The sequence below is a fragment of the Caballeronia sp. SEWSISQ10-4 2 genome, from assembly GCF_030464885.1.
Lineage (GTDB): Bacteria > Pseudomonadota > Gammaproteobacteria > Burkholderiales > Burkholderiaceae > Caballeronia.
On sequence record NZ_JALPRJ010000015.1, the window covers coordinates 38261 to 54052 of the forward strand.

Sequence of the window (15792 nt, forward strand, 5' to 3'; positions counted from 1 at the left end):
CTCGCGCTTGATCGATGCGGTATGGATTGAGAAGGCGTTGTTATTGCCACCCTGGATCGACAGGGTCAGGTTATAAAAATGGCGCAAGTCGCAAGGTTCAGCTGCGCGTCGATTGCGCGATGTAAAGATCGAAGAACGTTAGAACGCTGAAAAGGAATCGCTTGAAACTTCCCTATGAATGGCAGATCGGCTGGCGCTATACCCGCGCCGGCAAACGCACCACCGGCAACGGTTTCATCTCGTTCATCGCGCTGGTATCGATGGCCGGCATCGCTCTCGGCGTCGCCGCGCTGATCGTGGTGCTCTCGGTGATGAACGGGTTCCAGAAAGAGGTCCGCGACCGCATGCTGTCCGTGCTGGCGCACGTCGAGATATTCTCGCCGACCGGGTCCATGCCCAACTGGCAACTGACCGCGCAGGAAGCGCGCAAGAATCCGCAGGTGATTGGCGCGGCGCCGTATGTGGATGCGCAGGCCCTCCTGACGCGGCAAGGCGCCGTCAGCGGCGTGGCGTTGCGAGGCGTGGAGCCGTCGCTGGAACCGCAAGTCTCCGATATTGGCAAGGAGATGCGGGGCGGCAAGCTCACCGATCTCGTGCCGGGCAGCTTCGGCATTGTGCTGGGCGCGGATCTGGCGACCAATCTCGGCGTGACCACGGGCGACAAGATCACGCTCGTCGCACCCGAAGGCACGATCACGCCGGCGGGCATGCTCCCGCGGCTCAAGCAGTTCACCGTGGTCGGCGTGTTCGAGTCGGGACACTATGAATACGACTCCACGCTGGCGCTGATTTCCATCGCCGATGCGCAGGCGCTGTTCCGGCTGCCCGCGCCGTCGGGCGTGCGCTTAAAGCTGAAGGACATGCAGCGTGCACCGGAAGTCGCGCGGCAACTGTCGCGGACGCTTTCCGGCGACCTTTATATCCGCGACTGGACGCAGCAGAACAAGACCTGGTTCTCGGCCGTGCAGATCGAAAAACGCATGATGTTCATTATCCTGACGCTGATTATTGCGGTGGCGGCGTTCAATCTGGTGTCGTCGCTGGTGATGACCGTGACCGACAAACAAGCGGACATCGCCATTCTTCGGACACTGGGCGCGCAGCCCGGTTCGATCATGAAGATTTTCGTGATCCAGGGCGTGACGATTGGCTTCATTGGCACGGCGATCGGCGTGTCGCTGGGGTGTCTTATCGCGTGGAGCATTCCGTGGCTCGTGCCCATGATCGAGCATTTGATCGGCGTGCAGTTCCTGCCGCCATCGGTATATTTCATCAGCGAATTGCCGTCTGAACTCGTCCCCGCCGACGTCGCGCGGATCGGCCTTATCGCTTTCGTATTGTCATCGCTCGCGACGCTCTATCCGAGCTGGCGCGGCGCGAAGGTTCGTCCGGCGGAGGCGTTGCGCTATGAGTGATAACAACAACGGCATCGTGCTGGAAGCATCGGCGATTTCGAAGACTTTCGTGCAGGGCGGCTTCAACGTGCAAGTGCTGGACAACGCGGAACTGCAGGTCCGGCGCGGTGAGAAGCTGGCGATCGTCGGCGCGTCGGGATCGGGGAAAAGCACGTTGCTTCACGTGCTCGGCGGTCTCGATGAACCGAGCGCCGGCAAGGTTTCACTGCTGGGCAAACCGTTCACCGCATTGCGCGAACGCGAACGCAACGAGCTGCGCAATCGCGCGCTGGGTTTCGTGTATCAGTTCCATCATTTGCTGGCCGAATTCAGCGCGCTCGATAACGTCGCCATGCCGCTGCGGATTCGCCGCCTGAGCGAAGCCGATGCACGCGAGCAGGCCATGACGATACTCGAGCGCGTCGGTATCGGCCATCGGGCAAAACATCGCCCGGGCGAGCTGTCGGGCGGCGAGCGTCAGCGCGTGGCAATCGCCCGCGCGCTGGTCACGCATCCGGCATGCGTGCTCGCCGATGAGCCGACCGGCAATCTCGACGGCGCCACCGCGGACACTGTGTTCAACTTGATGCTGGAGTTGTCGGAGACGCTGGAAACGAGCTTCGTGATCGTCACGCACGATCCCGATCTCGCCGCGCGTTGCGACCGGATCATGCGCTTGCGCGACGGCGTGCTGTTCGAGGAGCCGGTCGTTCCCGTTTAACCGCCGAGGAGGTTTCATGTGGATCGATACCCACTGCCATCTCGATGCATCCGAGTTCGATGCCGACCGCGATGACGTCGCGGCATCGGCGTTGAAAGAGGGTGTGCAGCGGATCGTGATTCCGGGCGTGGAGCGCGAGAACTTCGACCGCGTGCGCGAGCTTGCGCACCGGATTGAAGGGGGGGCTTACGCGCTCGGCATTCATCCTTTGTTCACGCCGCGTGCGCAGGACGACGATCTGCGCGTGTTGCGCGAGCAGATTGCCGCGAGCATGGGTGATCCGCGTTTTGTGGGTATCGGCGAGATCGGGCTGGATTATTTCGTACCCGGCCTCGACGATGCGCGTCAAACTTTCTTCTATTTTGAGCAGCTCAAGCTCGCGCGTGATTTCGATTTGCCGGTGATCTGCCATGTGCGCAAGTCGCAGGACAAAGTGCTCAAGGGCCTGCGCATGTTTTCCGTCAAGCTCGGTATCGCGCATGCGTTCAACGGCAGTTTTCAGCAGGCCGAAGCGTTCATCGCACAAGGCATGCGCCTGGGTTTCGGCGGCAATCTCACCTTCGAACGCGCACGCCAGATTCGACGTCTGGCCGCAGAGTTGCCGCTGGCCGCGATCGTGCTCGAAACCGATGCACCCGATATCGCGCCTTCATGGCTCTACAAGCATCGCAATGCGCCGGATCAGGTGCCCGGTATCGCGCGGGTGCTTGCAGAATTGCGCGGCATCGACAGAGAAACGCTTTCTCTAGGCACAACGGCTAACGCGCACGCCGCGTTGCCGCGGCTCGGCCTTATTTCCGCATAATCAGTTCCTCGTTTTCATTCGATTGCAGGCATTGAAGGGACCGTTTCTCCCTTCGATGCGTTTGCGCTCGCGTCGGGTTTTTGAGGAGCGGGCGTGCGAGGTATCTTGATCGGCTTTGCGCTGGGAATCGCGTGCTTGCAGCAACAGGCCGCGTTGCCGGGCGTATATGTATTGTGTGCGCGCTTGTGCTCATGCTTGGGCTTGTCTGCGCGCTCGCGTTTTGCTTCCACCAGTTTCGCGCGGTATCGATGATTGCGGCTGCGTTTGTTGTCGGTTTCGGTTATGCCGCCTGGCGAGCGGACACGCGCTTGCAGCGCGCGTTGCCCGTCGCGTTCGAGAATCGCAATATCGAGCTGACCGGGTTCGTGCGCGGATTGCCGCTACAAGGCGCCGACGGCACACGGTTCCTGTTTGAAGCCGAATCGAACGATGCCGCGTTGACGAACTTTGCGCGTGTCGTGCAACTGTCGTGGATGGCCGTCGATGCATCCAAACGCGGTCCTGCCGCCGCGCCGCCGCCTGCTCTGTGTGCCGGTCAGCGATGGACGCTGGTCGCACGATTAAAACGTCCGTTTGGCAACGCAAATTTTCGTGGCCGCGATGCCGAAGCGGCGCTGCTTGCCCGCAATATTCGCGCGACCGGTTACGTATCGGCGCCGGGTGCGGCGCGGCGATTGCCCACGGACGCACATGGCTTTGCGCTGACGATCGACCGCTGGCGTGCGCGGTTACGCGAAAGGGTTCTAACGTCGCTCGACGGCGCGCCGCATCGAGGAATCGTGGTGGCGCTGGCGGTCGGCGCGCAAGACGTCGTCAGCGACGCCGACTGGACCTTGCTGCGCGCGACGGGCACGAGTCATCTCGTGGCAATTTCCGGGCTGCACAGTGGCTTTGTCGCGCGCCTCGCGGCGCTTTTGAGCGGCGGGTTATGGCGACGTGTCCGCTGGCGCGGGTTGCCCGCACCGCTGATCGTGTCCGCGCAAAAAGCGGCAGCGGCCGGCGCGGCGGTATTTGCCGCGTTCTACGCAGCGCTCGCGGGCTTCAACGTCCGCGCACAACGGTCGATGTGGATGCTGTGTTTCGTCGCGCTCGCGGTACTGAGCGGCCGGCGGCCTGCGTCTTCTCTGGCGCTCGCGTGGGCGCTGGCGGTGGCGCTGGTGCTGTTCGCCGATCCGTGGGCCGTGACGGCGGCGGGATTCTGGCTGTCGTTCTGCGCCGTGGCGGCAATCCTGTTCGCGATTGCATCGCGGGGACGCAGGGCATCGGTCGGATTCGCGGAGGAATTCGCGGTACCTCAGGCAAACGAGGATCCAACCTCGAGCGAACCCGGCGACGAAACTGAAGTTCGGCCACGCCTCCAGATTCGCGATCGCCTTGGCGATGTGACCCGGCGAATCGGCATTCGTCTGCTCGCGTGGCTCAAACGCACGATCCGGCGTATCGGCCGCGCAATCGCATCCAGCGCGCGCGTGCAGTACGCAATAACGATCGGTCTTGCGCCGCTCACCGCGTACTGGTTCTTCCAGATTCCATTGCTGGGACCGCTCGCCAACGCGTTCGCTATTCCGTGGATCAGCTTTCTTGTCACGCCTGTAGTGCTCGTGGCTGTCTTGCTGCCAGCGCCGCTCGACGTACTTGCGTACCGCGCCGCGCATGGCTTATTAACCCCGATGTTCGACGCGCTCGCCCATTTGTCGGGACCGGCATGGACCCTCTGGCGTTTGCCGCAGCCGGACGGTTTTGCGCTTGCAGCGGCGGCGTTCGGGGTGATATGGGCGCTTGCTCCCCGCGGCTGGCCACTGCGGTTCGCCGCGCCGCTGACGTGGTTGCCGCTGGCGTTCCCTGTGTCACACGCGCCGCCAAACGGCGCGTTTCGCGTGACGGCGCTGGACATCGTCCAAGGTTCTGCCATTGTCGTCGAAACCATGCATCACACCTTGCTGTTCGACGCCGGCCCGGGTCCCGAATCCACCCGCGCGGGCGAACGCATCGTCGTGCCATACCTGTTCGCCCGCGGCCTTTTCACCCTCGACACCCTGATGGTCAGCCATTTCGATTCCGATCACTCAGGCGGTGCGCCCGCGGTGCTGGAGAGTATTCGCGTCCGGCAATTCCTGGCGTCGTTGCGCCCGCGCGAGGCGCTGTGGAGAGCGGCACATGAAAGTGGCAGCGCTTTGTTGCGCTGCGTCGCGGGGCAGCGCTGGCAATGGGACGGCGTGGTTTTCGACGTGCTGTGGCCGCCGGGCGGACCGCTCGCGCCCAAACCGAACGCGACTTCATGCGTGCTGAACGTGACGAGCGCCGCGGGGCGCTCGGCGCTGCTGGCCGCTGACATTGAAGCCGACGTCGAGCGCCAGTTGTAGCAACTCGGGCAACGTGACGCCGATCTACTTCGGGCCGATGTGCTGGTGGTACCGCATCACGGCAGCAAGACGTCCTCGACTGAAGCTTTCCTCGACGCCGCGAAGCCGCGCATCGCAGTATTTCAGGTAGGCTACCGCAACCGTTTTAACCATCCGCACCCGACGGTTTTCGCGCGGTATCGACTGCGTGATATCGAGTTGTCTCGCAGCGACGAAGACGGTGCGGCGCGTATGGATGTCGCCGCGGAGGTCTCCATCGAACGTTTCAGGCAGACGCACGCGCGCTACTGGATGGGACGGTGGACGGGACTTGGAACACGAGACATTAAGAAAGAGAGGGCACGGCGCTTGAAAGACATCCTGCATTTTTCGCACGCGAACGGGTTTCCCGCATCGACATACCGGACGATCTTCGCCGAACTCGCCGACGACTACGAGATTCGCGCGGTCGAGTGTTTCGGTCACGATCCGCGCTTCCCGGTGACGCGTGACTGGCCGCATCTGGTGGATCAACTGCTCGAGGACATCGACGCCAGGCGCCCGGACGACGCGAAAGTGTGGCTCGTCGGGCATTCGCTGGGCGGTTATCTGTCGCTGATGGCGGCGCTCAAGCGGCCGCAATGGGTGAAGGGCGTCGTGATGCTGGATTCGCCGGTGATTGCCGGCTGGCGCAGCAATTTGCTGCGCATATCGCAATGGACCGGGCTCGACACGCGGCTTTCGCCCGCCGCCGCGACTAAAAACCGGCGTACGCACTGGCCGAGCCGGGAAGACGCGTGGCGCCACTTTCACGCAAAAAGCGCCTTTGCCCGCTGGGACGAGCGGATGCTGTCGGATTACATTGACTTCGCGATTCCGGCGGAGGCGGGCAGCGGGGGTGGCCTGAACAACATGAGCGGCATGCATGAAGCCGCGAGCCCGATCAATAGCCCCCGCAAGCTCGCTTTCGATCGCGAGGTCGAATTCCGCATCTACAAGACATTGCCGCGCACCCTCGGTGCGCGGGTCGCGCATGGCGTGCCGGTGCCGGTTGGTTTTATCGCGGGAACGCATTCGAAGGAAGTGCGGCAGGTCGGGCTGGACATGACGCGGCGTATTGCGGGCGGGCATCTCGAGTGGATCGAGGGCAGTCATTTGTTTCCGATGGAACACCCGGTGGAAACGGCGCGCGCATTGCAGCGCACGCTTAACGGGCTGCGAGGACCGCGACAAGAGAACGTCTAAGCCACATCCCAGCCGCCGATAAACCCGCGATCGAGGCCCGCCGCGCGATGTAAATCAGCCCCGTCCGGCTCTGGGTTCCGGGGCTCCTTTCGGGTATAATCCGTTTTTCCCGCGAGCACCTAGCGATGACCAAATATGTATTCGTCACCGGCGGCGTAGTGTCTTCCCTCGGCAAGGGTATTGCCGCCGCTTCCCTCGCCGCGATCCTCGAATCGCGCGGTCTGAAAGTCACCCTCCTAAAGCTCGATCCCTACATCAACGTCGACCCCGGCACGATGAGCCCGTTTCAGCACGGGGAAGTGTTCGTGACGGAAGACGGTGCGGAAACGGACCTCGACCTCGGCCACTACGAGCGCTTCATCAGTACGAAGATGCGCAAGGCCAATAACTTCACGACCGGTCAGATCTACGAGTCGGTGATCCGCAAGGAACGCCGCGGCGAGTATCTCGGCAAGACGGTGCAGGTTATTCCGCACATCACCAACGAAATCCAGGCGTTCCTGCAACGCGGCGCGGCTGCGGCCACGTGCGGCGAGCCGGATGTGGCTATCGTGGAAATTGGCGGGACGGTGGGTGACATCGAATCGCTGCCGTTCCTTGAAGCCGCGCGCCAGATGAGCCTGCGGCTCGGCCGTAACAGCGCGTGTTTCGTGCATCTGACGCTCGTGCCGTACATCGCGACGGCGGGCGAGCTCAAGACGAAGCCCACGCAGCATAGCGTGCAGAAGCTGCGCGAAATCGGTATCTCGCCGCACGTGCTGCTGTGCCGCGCGGATCGTCCGATTCCCGTCGACGAACGCCAGAAGATCTCGCTCTTCTCCAATGTGCCGGAAGACGCGGTCATTTCGGTGTGGGACGTGGACAGCATCTACAAGATTCCGCAGATGCTGCACGACCAGGGCCTCGACAACATCATCTGCGAAGAGCTGAAGCTCTCGGCGAAACCCGCCGACCTCAGCATGTGGGCAGGCCTCGTCCAGAAGCTCGAGAACCCGAAGAACGAAGTCACCATCGGCATGGTCGGCAAGTATGTGGAGCTGACCGAGTCGTACAAGTCGCTGATCGAGGCGCTGAAGCACGCGTCCATTCATACGTCGACGAAGGTCAACATTGAATACATCGATTCCGAGCAGATCGAAACGGATGGCGTTGCCGGCCTGAAGCATCTGGACGCCGTGCTCGTGCCGGGCGGCTTCGGCGCGCGCGGGACGGAAGGCAAGATGAAGGCGATCCGCTATGCACGCGAATCGAAGACACCGTACCTCGGCATTTGCCTCGGCATGCAACTGGCCGTGATCGAATTCGCTCGCGACGTCGCCGGCCTGACGGATGCCAACAGCACGGAATTCGATTCATCGACTACCAACCCGGTCGTTGCGCTGATCACCGAGTGGTACGACCGCGCGGGCCGCGTTGAAAAGCGCACGGAAGAGTCGGACCTGGGCGGCACGATGCGCCTCGGTTCACAAAAATGTCCGATCAAGCCGGGCACCATGGCAGCACGCATCTACGGCACGGACGTGAACGAGCGCCATCGGCATCGGTATGAAGTGAACAACCGCTTCGTGCCGCAACTCGAGGCGGGCGGGCTGGTGATCAGCGCGCGTACGCCGAGCGAAGATCTGCCTGAAATGATGGAGCTGCCGGAATCCATGCACCCGTGGTTTGTCGGCGTGCAGTTCCACCCGGAATTCACGTCGTCACCGCGCGATGGCCATCCGCTCTTCAAGGAATTCGTCGAAGCGGCGCGCGCCCATCATCTGGCGCTGAAGGCGAACGGTCAGGCAGCGGTACAACCTGGAGTTGCCGCCGACGCTACACCCGCGCCGGCTGTTGCGGTTTCCGTCGGAGCGCAAGCATGAAGCTGTGTGATTTCGAGGTCGGTCTCGACCAGCCGTTCTTTCTGATTGCGGGCACGTGCGTGGTCGAATCGGAGCAAATGACAATCGACGTCGCCGGCCGCCTGAAGGAAATCTGCGCGAAAGTGGGCGTGCCGTTCATCTACAAATCGTCGTACGACAAGGCCAATCGCAGTTCTGGCAAGTCGTTTCGCGGTCTTGGCATGGACGAAGGCCTGCGGATTCTTGGCGAAGTGAAGAGGCAACTCGGTTTGCCGGTTCTTACCGACGTCCACTCGGAGCACGAGATCGAAGCGGTTGCATCGGTCGTGGACGTGTTGCAGACGCCCGCCTTCCTGTGCCGCCAGACCGATTTCATCCACGCGTGCGCGCGCTCGGGCAAACCGGTCAACATCAAGAAGGGCCAGTTTCTCGCGCCGCACGACATGAAGAACGTCATCGACAAAGCCCGCGACGCCGCCCGCGAAGCCGGTTTGTCCGATGACCGTTTCATGGCCTGCGAACGCGGCGTGTCGTTCGGTTATAACAATCTGGTTTCCGACATGCGCTCGCTCGCGATCATGCGGGAAACCAACGCGCCGGTCGTCTTCGACGCCACGCATTCCGTCCAGTTGCCGGGCGGGCAGGGCACGAGCTCGGGCGGTCAGCGCGAGTTCGTGCCGGTGCTGGCGCGTGCCGCGATTGCCACCGGCGTAGCGGGTGTTTTCATGGAGACGCATCCGGACCCGGCGAACGCGAAGTCCGACGGGCCGAATGCCGTACCGCTGCATAGAATGGAAGCGCTGTTGGAGACACTCGTCGCGCTGGATCGGGCCGTGAAGCGCGGACCGTTCCTCGAGAACGATTTCAGTTAAGGACGCTGCGAACGCCGCTTGCTTTTAAGCGTGAGCGTTCGCTCAGCATCAACATCCGCAACGCATCGGCCAAGAGGAGTGTCATGACGAAGGTTACGTCTTCATGAACGCGAACGTCACCGGCCCCGAGAAATTTGCCGCTTATCAGCCACTATCAATGCAGGCGATTGAAGCATACGGTGGTAAGTTTCTGGTGCGTCGCGCACAGAGCGAGGCGCTCGAAGAATCAATGTGCCCACCCTCGGTCGTACTCGAATGTGCTGACTAATGTGCTGACAACGAGACGGCCAAAAAATGGTATCACTTCGCACAATACGAAGCGGCGCGCCACGTGCGAGCGGGCGCAGCAGAACTGAACATGAAGGTGGTCGTTGGCCTCTGAAGCCGCGTGCTCGCGCGCCGGCAAGATGTTAACCGACCTGCTGTCTGACTTGATTCATCGTCATTTCTTGAGGAAACCATGAGTGCTATCGTAGATATCATCGGTCGCGAGATTCTCGACTCGCGCGGCAACCCCACCGTCGAATGTGACGTCCTGCTGGAATCAGGCACGATGGGCCGCGCCGCAGTGCCGTCGGGTGCATCGACCGGATCGCGCGAAGCGATCGAATTGCGCGACGGCGAAGCCGGCCGCTACGGCGGCAAGGGCGTGCTGAAGGCAGTCGAACACATCAACACTGAAATCTCCGAAGCCATCATGGGTCTCGATGCATCGGAACAGGCCTTCCTCGATAAGACCCTGCTTGAACTCGACGGCACCGACAACAAGTCGCGCCTCGGCGCCAACGCAATGCTGGCAGTATCCATGGCAGTCGCGAAGGCCGCAGCCGAAGAAGCCGGCTTGCCGCTGTACCGCTACTTCGGCGGCTCGGGAGCCATGCAGTTGCCCGTTCCCATGATGAACATCGTGAACGGCGGCGCGCACGCGAATAACAGCCTGGATATCCAGGAATTCATGATTGTCCCGGTCAGCCAACCGACCTTCCGCGAAGCGCTGCGTTGCGGCGCTGAAGTGTTCCACGCGTTGAAGAAGATCCTGAGCGACCGCGGCATGAGCACGGCAGTGGGCGACGAAGGCGGTTTCGCGCCGAACTTCGGCAGCAACGACGAGTGCCTGTCGACCATTGTTCAGGCAATCGAAAAGGCTGGTTATCGCGCGGGCGAAGACGTTCTGCTTGCTCTCGACTGCGCTGCAAGCGAGTTTTACCACGACGGCAAATATCAACTCGCGGGTGAAGGCCTGCAGTTGTCGTCGACGGAATTCACCGATTATCTCGCCACACTCGCCGATAAATTCCCGATCGTTTCGATCGAAGACGGCATGCATGAAAGCGACTGGGACGGCTGGAAGATTCTCACCGATAAACTCGGCAAGAAGATTCAACTCGTCGGCGACGATCTGTTCGTGACGAACACACGCATCCTGAAAGAAGGCATCGATAAAGGCATCGCCAATTCGATCCTGATCAAGATCAACCAGATCGGCACGCTGACGGAAACATTCGCGGCAATCGAAATGGCGAAGCGCGCGGGTTACACTGCCGTGATTTCGCATCGTTCGGGCGAAACTGAAGATTCGACGATTGCGGATATCGCGGTTGGTTTGAACGCTGGCCAGATCAAGACGGGTTCGTTGTCGCGTAGCGACCGGATCTCGAAGTACAACCAGTTGCTGCGTATTGAAGAAGATCTCGGCGATATCGCGAGTTATCCGGGTAAGTCGGCGTTCTACAATCTGCGCTAAAGCTTCGGTCGGAATGGACGTTAGTCCGGACGGCCGCCGATTTATTCAGTCCGCTGCCTCGTGTTCAGATGAATGCGAGGCAGCGCCAAATTCAGTTGAAGTGTTAGCGTTTTTCTCGCCTCTTAAATGCGGATTGTCACCTTTGTTCTGATGCTGCTGCTGGCGATGATCCAGTATCCGCTGTGGTGGGGACACGGTGGCTGGTTGCGCGTCCACGAACTGCAGCAGCAACTGCTCAACCAGACGAAGAAAAATGTCGACCTGAAGTTGCGGAACGAACGTGTGCAGGGCGAAGTGGCGGACTTGCAGAACGGCACTGCGGCTGTTGAAGAACGGGCGCGTTACGAGATGGGCATGATGAAAGACAGCGAGGCATTCGTGCAGTTCGTCTCGCCGAACTCTCCGGCTCCTGCTAATTCGGTGAACGCGCAATCGGCTGTGTCCACGCGGGGGCAAGTGTCTGCAGCGCCGCTGCGCGTGGTGCCAAATCCAGTGTCGCGTTCGAAGGAAGAGCGGCGCGCGTTCGAACGGCAAGCGACCCAGGACAAACTGGACGCGGCCAAGAAGAAGCAGGGTGGCTAGCGTTCAGTTCGAAAATCGAAGCAAAGCATGTAGAAAAGCCGTTGCAACGTGAGTTGAAACGGCTTTTTGTTGTGCGCCATGGCTTTGCTGCCAAACAATACGCGTCCGGGACGCTACCAATAATATCCCGGGTATCCGTAGCCGAAGCCCGTGCCCCAGCGGTTGCCCCAGCCACCGCTGGAGTATCCGCCGTACACCGTGACCGGCGCGCGATAGTATTGCCAGTACGCCTGTGCGGCGGCATCGGCGGCCATTGCCTGTTGCTGTTCGGCCAGCACTTGCCGGTCGATCTGGTTGTAACGCTCCTGCTCGTCCTTCGACAGCGGCTGCGGCGCCTGATTCTGCGGGGCCGGTAACCGGCTATAAATTGGCGATGGCCCCGGCGGGTCCATCATGCAACCGCCGAGCGCGAGGAGCGTCGCGCCGGACAACGCGACGACCAGTTTCTTCGATACACATCCCAAGGGTTTCATTTCGACCTCCAGCGGGCCGGACACTAAGCGGACACGGATCATGCCACGTCGCAGGACGTCAAACATCCATCCTGCGACGTCTTGTTACAGAGGCAGCGACGACACGGACTTAATGCCGTTGTTAATGCCGTTGATCCGGCGCCGGGCTCACACCTTGTGAGATTTCCCCAGCGACAAAAAGTTGCGCCACGTCCACCGGATCGAACTCGTAGCGCTGGTTGCAGAACTCGCAGTGCACTTCTACGCTGCCGCGTTCTTCAACCACGCTGTCCACTTCGCCACGGCCCAGCATCTTGAGCATGCCGCCCACTTTCTCGCGCGAACACGTGCATTCGAAACGCGCTTGCGCCGGCTCGAAATGCTGCACGTTTTCCTGCCAGAAGAGCCGCTTGAACACCGTTTCCGGGTCTTCCTTCAGCAACTCCTCATTGGACAGCGTACCGCCGAGATGGCACACGCGCTGCCACGTATCGGCGTCGTGTTCACCTGGATGCGGGACGATACCGCCATCGCCGGGAAGCTTTTGCAGCAGCATGCCCACGGCGCGCTCGGTGTTCGCCGCGAGCCACATGCGCGTGTCGAGCTGCTCGGAGTGATGCATGTAGTGTTCCAGCACCTCCGCCATCGACGCCAGCGGCCCGTGCTCGCCGCTCAGCGGCACAATACCCTGGTACGCCTGCTGCCCTGGCTTCTTGTCGCGCGGATCGAGCGTGATCACGCAGCGGCCCTGGCCGTTGCGGTTGAGCAGGTCGGGGAGGGTCATGTCGTCGGTGATCGGCACGGGTGCCTCGCTCGCGCCTTCTATGGACTCAGCCAGCTTCGCGGTTGCCCGCAGCGACAGGTCTGAATTGCATTGCACGACAAGCATGGTCACCGGTCCGTCGCCGTAGATCTGCATGATCAGCGTGCCGTCGAACTTGAGATTCGCCGACAGCAGCGCGCACGCGGCCATCATTTCGCCGAGCACATTGCGCACGGGCGTGGGGTACGAGCGGCGCGTGAGCACTTCCTGCCACGTGTCGCGCAACGAGACAATCTCGCCGCGCACCGGCGCCGCGTTGAACATGAATTTTTGCAGCTGGTCTTGAACCACGCTTGAGTCCTTTCATCGACGGCGTAACGCGTGTCAACCGGCGTTCAGCCGATACGCACGAGTTGCGCCTTGTAAAATTCGCGGCGTTCCGCGTAACCACGCGTACCCGCCTGCATCTGGGCAATATCTGCTTCCGTGAGCTCGCGCACGGCTTTCGCGGGCGAGCCGAGGATCAGGGTGTTGTCGGGGAAGGTTTTACCTTCGGTCACCACGGCGCCCGCGCCAACCAGGCAATTGCGGCCGATTACCGCACCATTCAAGACCACGGCCTGAATTCCGATGAGCGCGCCTTCCTTGATCGTGCAGCCGTGCAGCATGGCCTGATGGCCGATCGTCACGTTGGCTTCAATGGTCAGCGGATACCCAGGGTCGGTATGCAGCACCGCGCCTTCCTGGATGTTGCTGCCGCGGCCGAGCACGATGGGCTCGTTGTCGCCGCGCAGGGCCGCGCCGAACCAGACGCTCGAGTTTTCTTCGAGCGTCACACGGCCGATGATGGTCGCGGTATCCGCGACGAAGACGCTTTCGTGGATGGTCGGGGCGGCATCGCCGAGCTTGTAGATTGCCACTGTGTCTCCTGTGAGGGCTTGACGTGAGCCATGACGCGCGGATTGGCCCGCAGGCGTGGCCGGTACAATCGATTGAAATTGCAGTCGCGGGTGATGTCAGGCCGGTTGTGCCGATGCTATAGACTGCGGCCCCGGCGCGCCTCAAGCCAAAAATCGCCCGCGGAAAGTGCTATTTTAGCCGGTTGCGGAAAAGCGACACGCGCCCCGGGTTTCATGGACCTGATTTAGCGGTTTCATACCGGCTCGCGCGGGCCGTGGCGCAACCTGCGGCGTCGCCTCTACCCCTTGCCGTTCACAGGCACCCTGGAATCATGTCCGAACAGTTCGATTATTCAGCGTCCAACAGCGTCCGGCCGACTGCGCTTGCGCTGCTCCGGGAGCGCGATCCCGCGACCAAGGCAAGCGCCGCCCGGCAGTTCTACGAGCGTTTGCTAGCGGGTGACACCACGCTGGACACCACCGCTGATATCCCCGATCCACTCGATCTTCCCGGCCGCCCGGCGGCGCCGGAGCTCGTTGCGCCGTCGTCGCTGAAGCGCCGCAGCATGCAGTCGGACGCGGGGCGGGCGGTGTTGCTGCATGCGCTCGCGCATATCGAGTTCAATGCGATCAACCTCGCGCTCGATGCGGTCTGGCGTTTTCCCTCGATGCCCGAGGCGTTTTATCGCGACTGGTTCAAGGTCGCGGCCGAGGAAGCGCGCCACTTTTCGTTGCTGAGCGCGCGTTTGGCGGAATTTGGCCATCGGTACGGCGATTTTCCCGCTCACGATGGCCTGTGGGAGATGGCCGAGCGCACCTGCGGCGACGTGCTGGCCCGCATGGCGCTCGTGCCGCGTACGCTGGAGGCGCGTGGCCTGGACGCTTCGCCGCCCATTCGCCGGCGCCTCGCGCAAGCGGGCGACCACGCATCGGCGGCCATTCTCGACGTGATTCTCCGCGATGAAATCGGCCACGTGCTGATCGGCAACCATTGGTTCCGGCACCTGTGCAGCGAAGCCGGCGCCGATCCGCACACCACCTACGCGCAGCTCGCCGAGCAATATCACGCGCCAAAATTACGCGGCCCGTTTAACTTCGAAGCACGCCGCGACGCCGGTTTCGATGAAGCCGAATTGCGCGCGCTCGCGGGCCTTGATGACATCGATTCCATTGAAACAGCGCCGATTCCCCGATGACTTCTCTTAAACCCCCCGTTTCCGAATTCGTTACCACGCGCGGCACGCGACTGCACGTCCGCCGCTGGGGATCGCCCGACGCGCCCACGCTCTTCATGCTGCATGGCTGGATGGATATTTCCGCGTCGTTCCAATTCGTCGTCGATGCCCTCACGCGCGACTGGCAGGTGATCGCTCCTGATGCTCGTGGTTTCGGGCTTTCGGACTGGCCCGTGGCGGAGGGTAAAAGCGGCCACTACTGGTTCCAGGACTATCTCGCCGATCTCGATGCGCTGCTCGACCACTACGCGCCTGCTTCTCTACATGGCGAGCCGGTGAACCTGGTCGGCCACAGCATGGGTGCGAACGTCGTTTGCCTGTACGCGGGCGTGCGGCCGGAGCGGGTGCGGCGCGTGGTCGATCTGGAGGGGTTCGGCATGGCGCCGGCTGAAGCGAAGCGTTCGCCCGCGCGGATCGCGCAATGGCTGGACGACTTGCGCGCACCGCCTTCGCTCAACACGTACGCGACGCTCGACGATGTCGCCCATCGGCTGATCCGCACGAATCCGCGCCTGCCGATGGCGAAAGCGCATTTTCTGGCGCAACACTGGGCGAAGCTCGACGATGCCGGCCGTTACCATCTGTTAGCCGATCCAGCGCACAAAATGCGTGGACCATTGCTGTATCGGCTGGCTGAGGTGATGGCCGTTTGGTCGAAGGTGCAGGCGAAGGTCCTGCACGTTGAAGCGCTGGCTTCACCGACCCTCGCGATGATTGCCGCTAACGTTCCTATCGATGAATTCAAGCAGCGCTTCAAGGCGTTTGCGGACTGGCGCGAAGAGATCGTCGATCACGCCGGTCACATGCTGCATCACGACCAGCCGGAGCGGGTCGCGGCGCTGATCGAGGCGTTTTGCGCGTAAGGTTGGCGGCCCGAAATTATGCGTTCGACCGATC

General features: G+C 61.9%; 13 protein-coding genes and 2 pseudogenes. 12 read left to right on the forward strand and 3 right to left on the reverse strand.

Annotated features, from left to right (window positions below):
- Positions 1 to 161: 161 nt before the first annotated feature.
- The 10 genes and pseudogenes from M0D69_RS12480 to ftsB all read left to right on the forward strand — a co-directional run bounded on the left by M0D69_RS12480 (position 162) and on the right by ftsB (position 11546).
- Entirely contained in the window at positions 162 to 1415 is a 1254-nt protein-coding gene (locus tag M0D69_RS12480; protein ID WP_301782321.1) for a lipoprotein-releasing ABC transporter permease subunit, read from the forward strand.
- Entirely contained in the window at positions 1408 to 2115 is a 708-nt protein-coding gene (lolD, locus tag M0D69_RS12485) for a lipoprotein-releasing ABC transporter ATP-binding protein LolD (protein ID WP_301782322.1), read from the forward strand. Before M0D69_RS12480 ends, lolD begins: the two co-directional genes overlap by 8 nt.
- A 16-nt stretch (positions 2116 to 2131) precedes the next feature.
- Positions 2132 to 2920, forward strand: coding sequence for a TatD family hydrolase (locus M0D69_RS12490; RefSeq protein ID WP_301782323.1), 789 nt, complete (start codon positions 2132 to 2134; stop codon positions 2918 to 2920).
- Positions 2921 to 3013: 93 nt separating this feature from the next.
- Positions 3014 to 5583 (forward strand): annotated as a pseudogene (locus M0D69_RS12495) (ComEC/Rec2 family competence protein); the annotation flags it as partial.
- Positions 5584 to 5631: 48 nt separating this feature from the next.
- Positions 5632 to 6507 carry an alpha/beta fold hydrolase gene (locus tag M0D69_RS12500; protein WP_301782389.1) on the forward strand — a complete coding sequence of 292 codons (876 nt, stop codon included), beginning with the start codon at positions 5632 to 5634 and terminating at the stop codon, positions 6505 to 6507.
- A 125-nt stretch (positions 6508 to 6632) separates the two neighbouring features.
- Positions 6633 to 8369: a CTP synthase gene (locus M0D69_RS12505; protein WP_301782324.1), complete on the forward strand. Its 1737-nt coding sequence runs from the start codon at positions 6633 to 6635 to the stop codon at positions 8367 to 8369.
- A complete protein-coding gene (gene kdsA / locus M0D69_RS12510) occupies positions 8366 to 9220 on the forward strand; it encodes a 3-deoxy-8-phosphooctulonate synthase (RefSeq protein ID WP_301782325.1) in 855 nt (284 codons plus the stop codon). The genes M0D69_RS12505 and kdsA overlap by 4 nt, the downstream gene beginning before the upstream one ends.
- Positions 9221 to 9323: 103 nt before the next feature.
- Positions 9324 to 9602, forward strand: a pseudogene (locus M0D69_RS12515) (DUF1330 domain-containing protein).
- 78 nt (positions 9603 to 9680) lie between these two features.
- A complete protein-coding gene (eno, locus tag M0D69_RS12520) occupies positions 9681 to 10964 on the forward strand; it encodes a phosphopyruvate hydratase (RefSeq protein ID WP_047896481.1) in 1284 nt (427 codons plus the stop codon).
- A 126-nt stretch (positions 10965 to 11090) separates the two neighbouring features.
- The gene (gene ftsB / locus M0D69_RS12525; RefSeq protein ID WP_301782326.1) at positions 11091 to 11546 is read left to right on the forward strand and encodes a cell division protein FtsB; all 456 of its coding nucleotides are present in this window, start codon (positions 11091 to 11093) and stop codon (positions 11544 to 11546) included.
- A 113-nt stretch (positions 11547 to 11659) separates the two neighbouring features.
- Here ftsB and M0D69_RS12530 read toward each other — a convergent pair whose 3' ends face one another.
- The 3 genes from M0D69_RS12530 to M0D69_RS12540 all read right to left on the reverse strand — a co-directional run bounded on the left by M0D69_RS12530 (position 11660) and on the right by M0D69_RS12540 (position 13681).
- Positions 11660 to 12019 (reverse strand): hypothetical protein, encoded by a 360-nt coding sequence (locus M0D69_RS12530; RefSeq protein ID WP_277045802.1) that lies wholly within the window; start codon positions 12017 to 12019, stop codon positions 11660 to 11662.
- 121 nt (positions 12020 to 12140) lie between these two features.
- Complete coding sequence (gene hslO / locus M0D69_RS12535) at positions 12141 to 13112, reverse strand: Hsp33 family molecular chaperone HslO (RefSeq protein WP_301782327.1); 972 nt, start codon at positions 13110 to 13112, stop codon at positions 12141 to 12143.
- 44 nt (positions 13113 to 13156) lie between these two features.
- Positions 13157 to 13681, reverse strand: a complete 525-nt coding sequence (locus M0D69_RS12540; RefSeq protein ID WP_301782328.1) for a gamma carbonic anhydrase family protein — start codon at positions 13679 to 13681, stop codon at positions 13157 to 13159.
- A 311-nt stretch (positions 13682 to 13992) separates the two neighbouring features.
- Here M0D69_RS12540 and M0D69_RS12545 point away from each other — a divergent pair, with 311 nt between their 5' ends.
- Both M0D69_RS12545 and M0D69_RS12550 read left to right on the forward strand, forming a co-directional pair.
- Positions 13993 to 14856: a ferritin-like domain-containing protein gene (locus tag M0D69_RS12545; protein WP_301782329.1), complete on the forward strand. Its 864-nt coding sequence runs from the start codon at positions 13993 to 13995 to the stop codon at positions 14854 to 14856.
- Positions 14853 to 15758 (forward strand): alpha/beta fold hydrolase, encoded by a 906-nt coding sequence (locus M0D69_RS12550; protein ID WP_301782330.1) that lies wholly within the window; start codon positions 14853 to 14855, stop codon positions 15756 to 15758. The genes M0D69_RS12545 and M0D69_RS12550 overlap by 4 nt, the downstream gene beginning before the upstream one ends.
- Positions 15759 to 15792: the final 34 nt, after the last annotated feature.

Coding starts and splice junctions, on each gene's coding strand:
- lolD (WP_301782322.1), top strand. CDS start 1,408: ATGAGTGATAACAACAACGGCATCGTGCTGGAAGCATCGGCGATTTCG.
- M0D69_RS12490 (WP_301782323.1), top strand. CDS start 2,132: ATGTGGATCGATACCCACTGCCATCTCGATGCATCCGAGTTCGATGCC.
- M0D69_RS12505 (WP_301782324.1), top strand. CDS start 6,633: ATGACCAAATATGTATTCGTCACCGGCGGCGTAGTGTCTTCCCTCGGC.
- kdsA (WP_301782325.1), top strand. CDS start 8,366: ATGAAGCTGTGTGATTTCGAGGTCGGTCTCGACCAGCCGTTCTTTCTG.
- eno (WP_047896481.1), top strand. CDS start 9,681: ATGAGTGCTATCGTAGATATCATCGGTCGCGAGATTCTCGACTCGCGC.
- ftsB (WP_301782326.1), top strand. CDS start 11,091: ATGCGGATTGTCACCTTTGTTCTGATGCTGCTGCTGGCGATGATCCAG.
- M0D69_RS12530 (WP_277045802.1), bottom strand. CDS start 12,019: ATGAAACCCTTGGGATGTGTATCGAAGAAACTGGTCGTCGCGTTGTCC.
- M0D69_RS12545 (WP_301782329.1), top strand. CDS start 13,993: ATGTCCGAACAGTTCGATTATTCAGCGTCCAACAGCGTCCGGCCGACT.
- M0D69_RS12550 (WP_301782330.1), top strand. CDS start 14,853: ATGACTTCTCTTAAACCCCCCGTTTCCGAATTCGTTACCACGCGCGGC.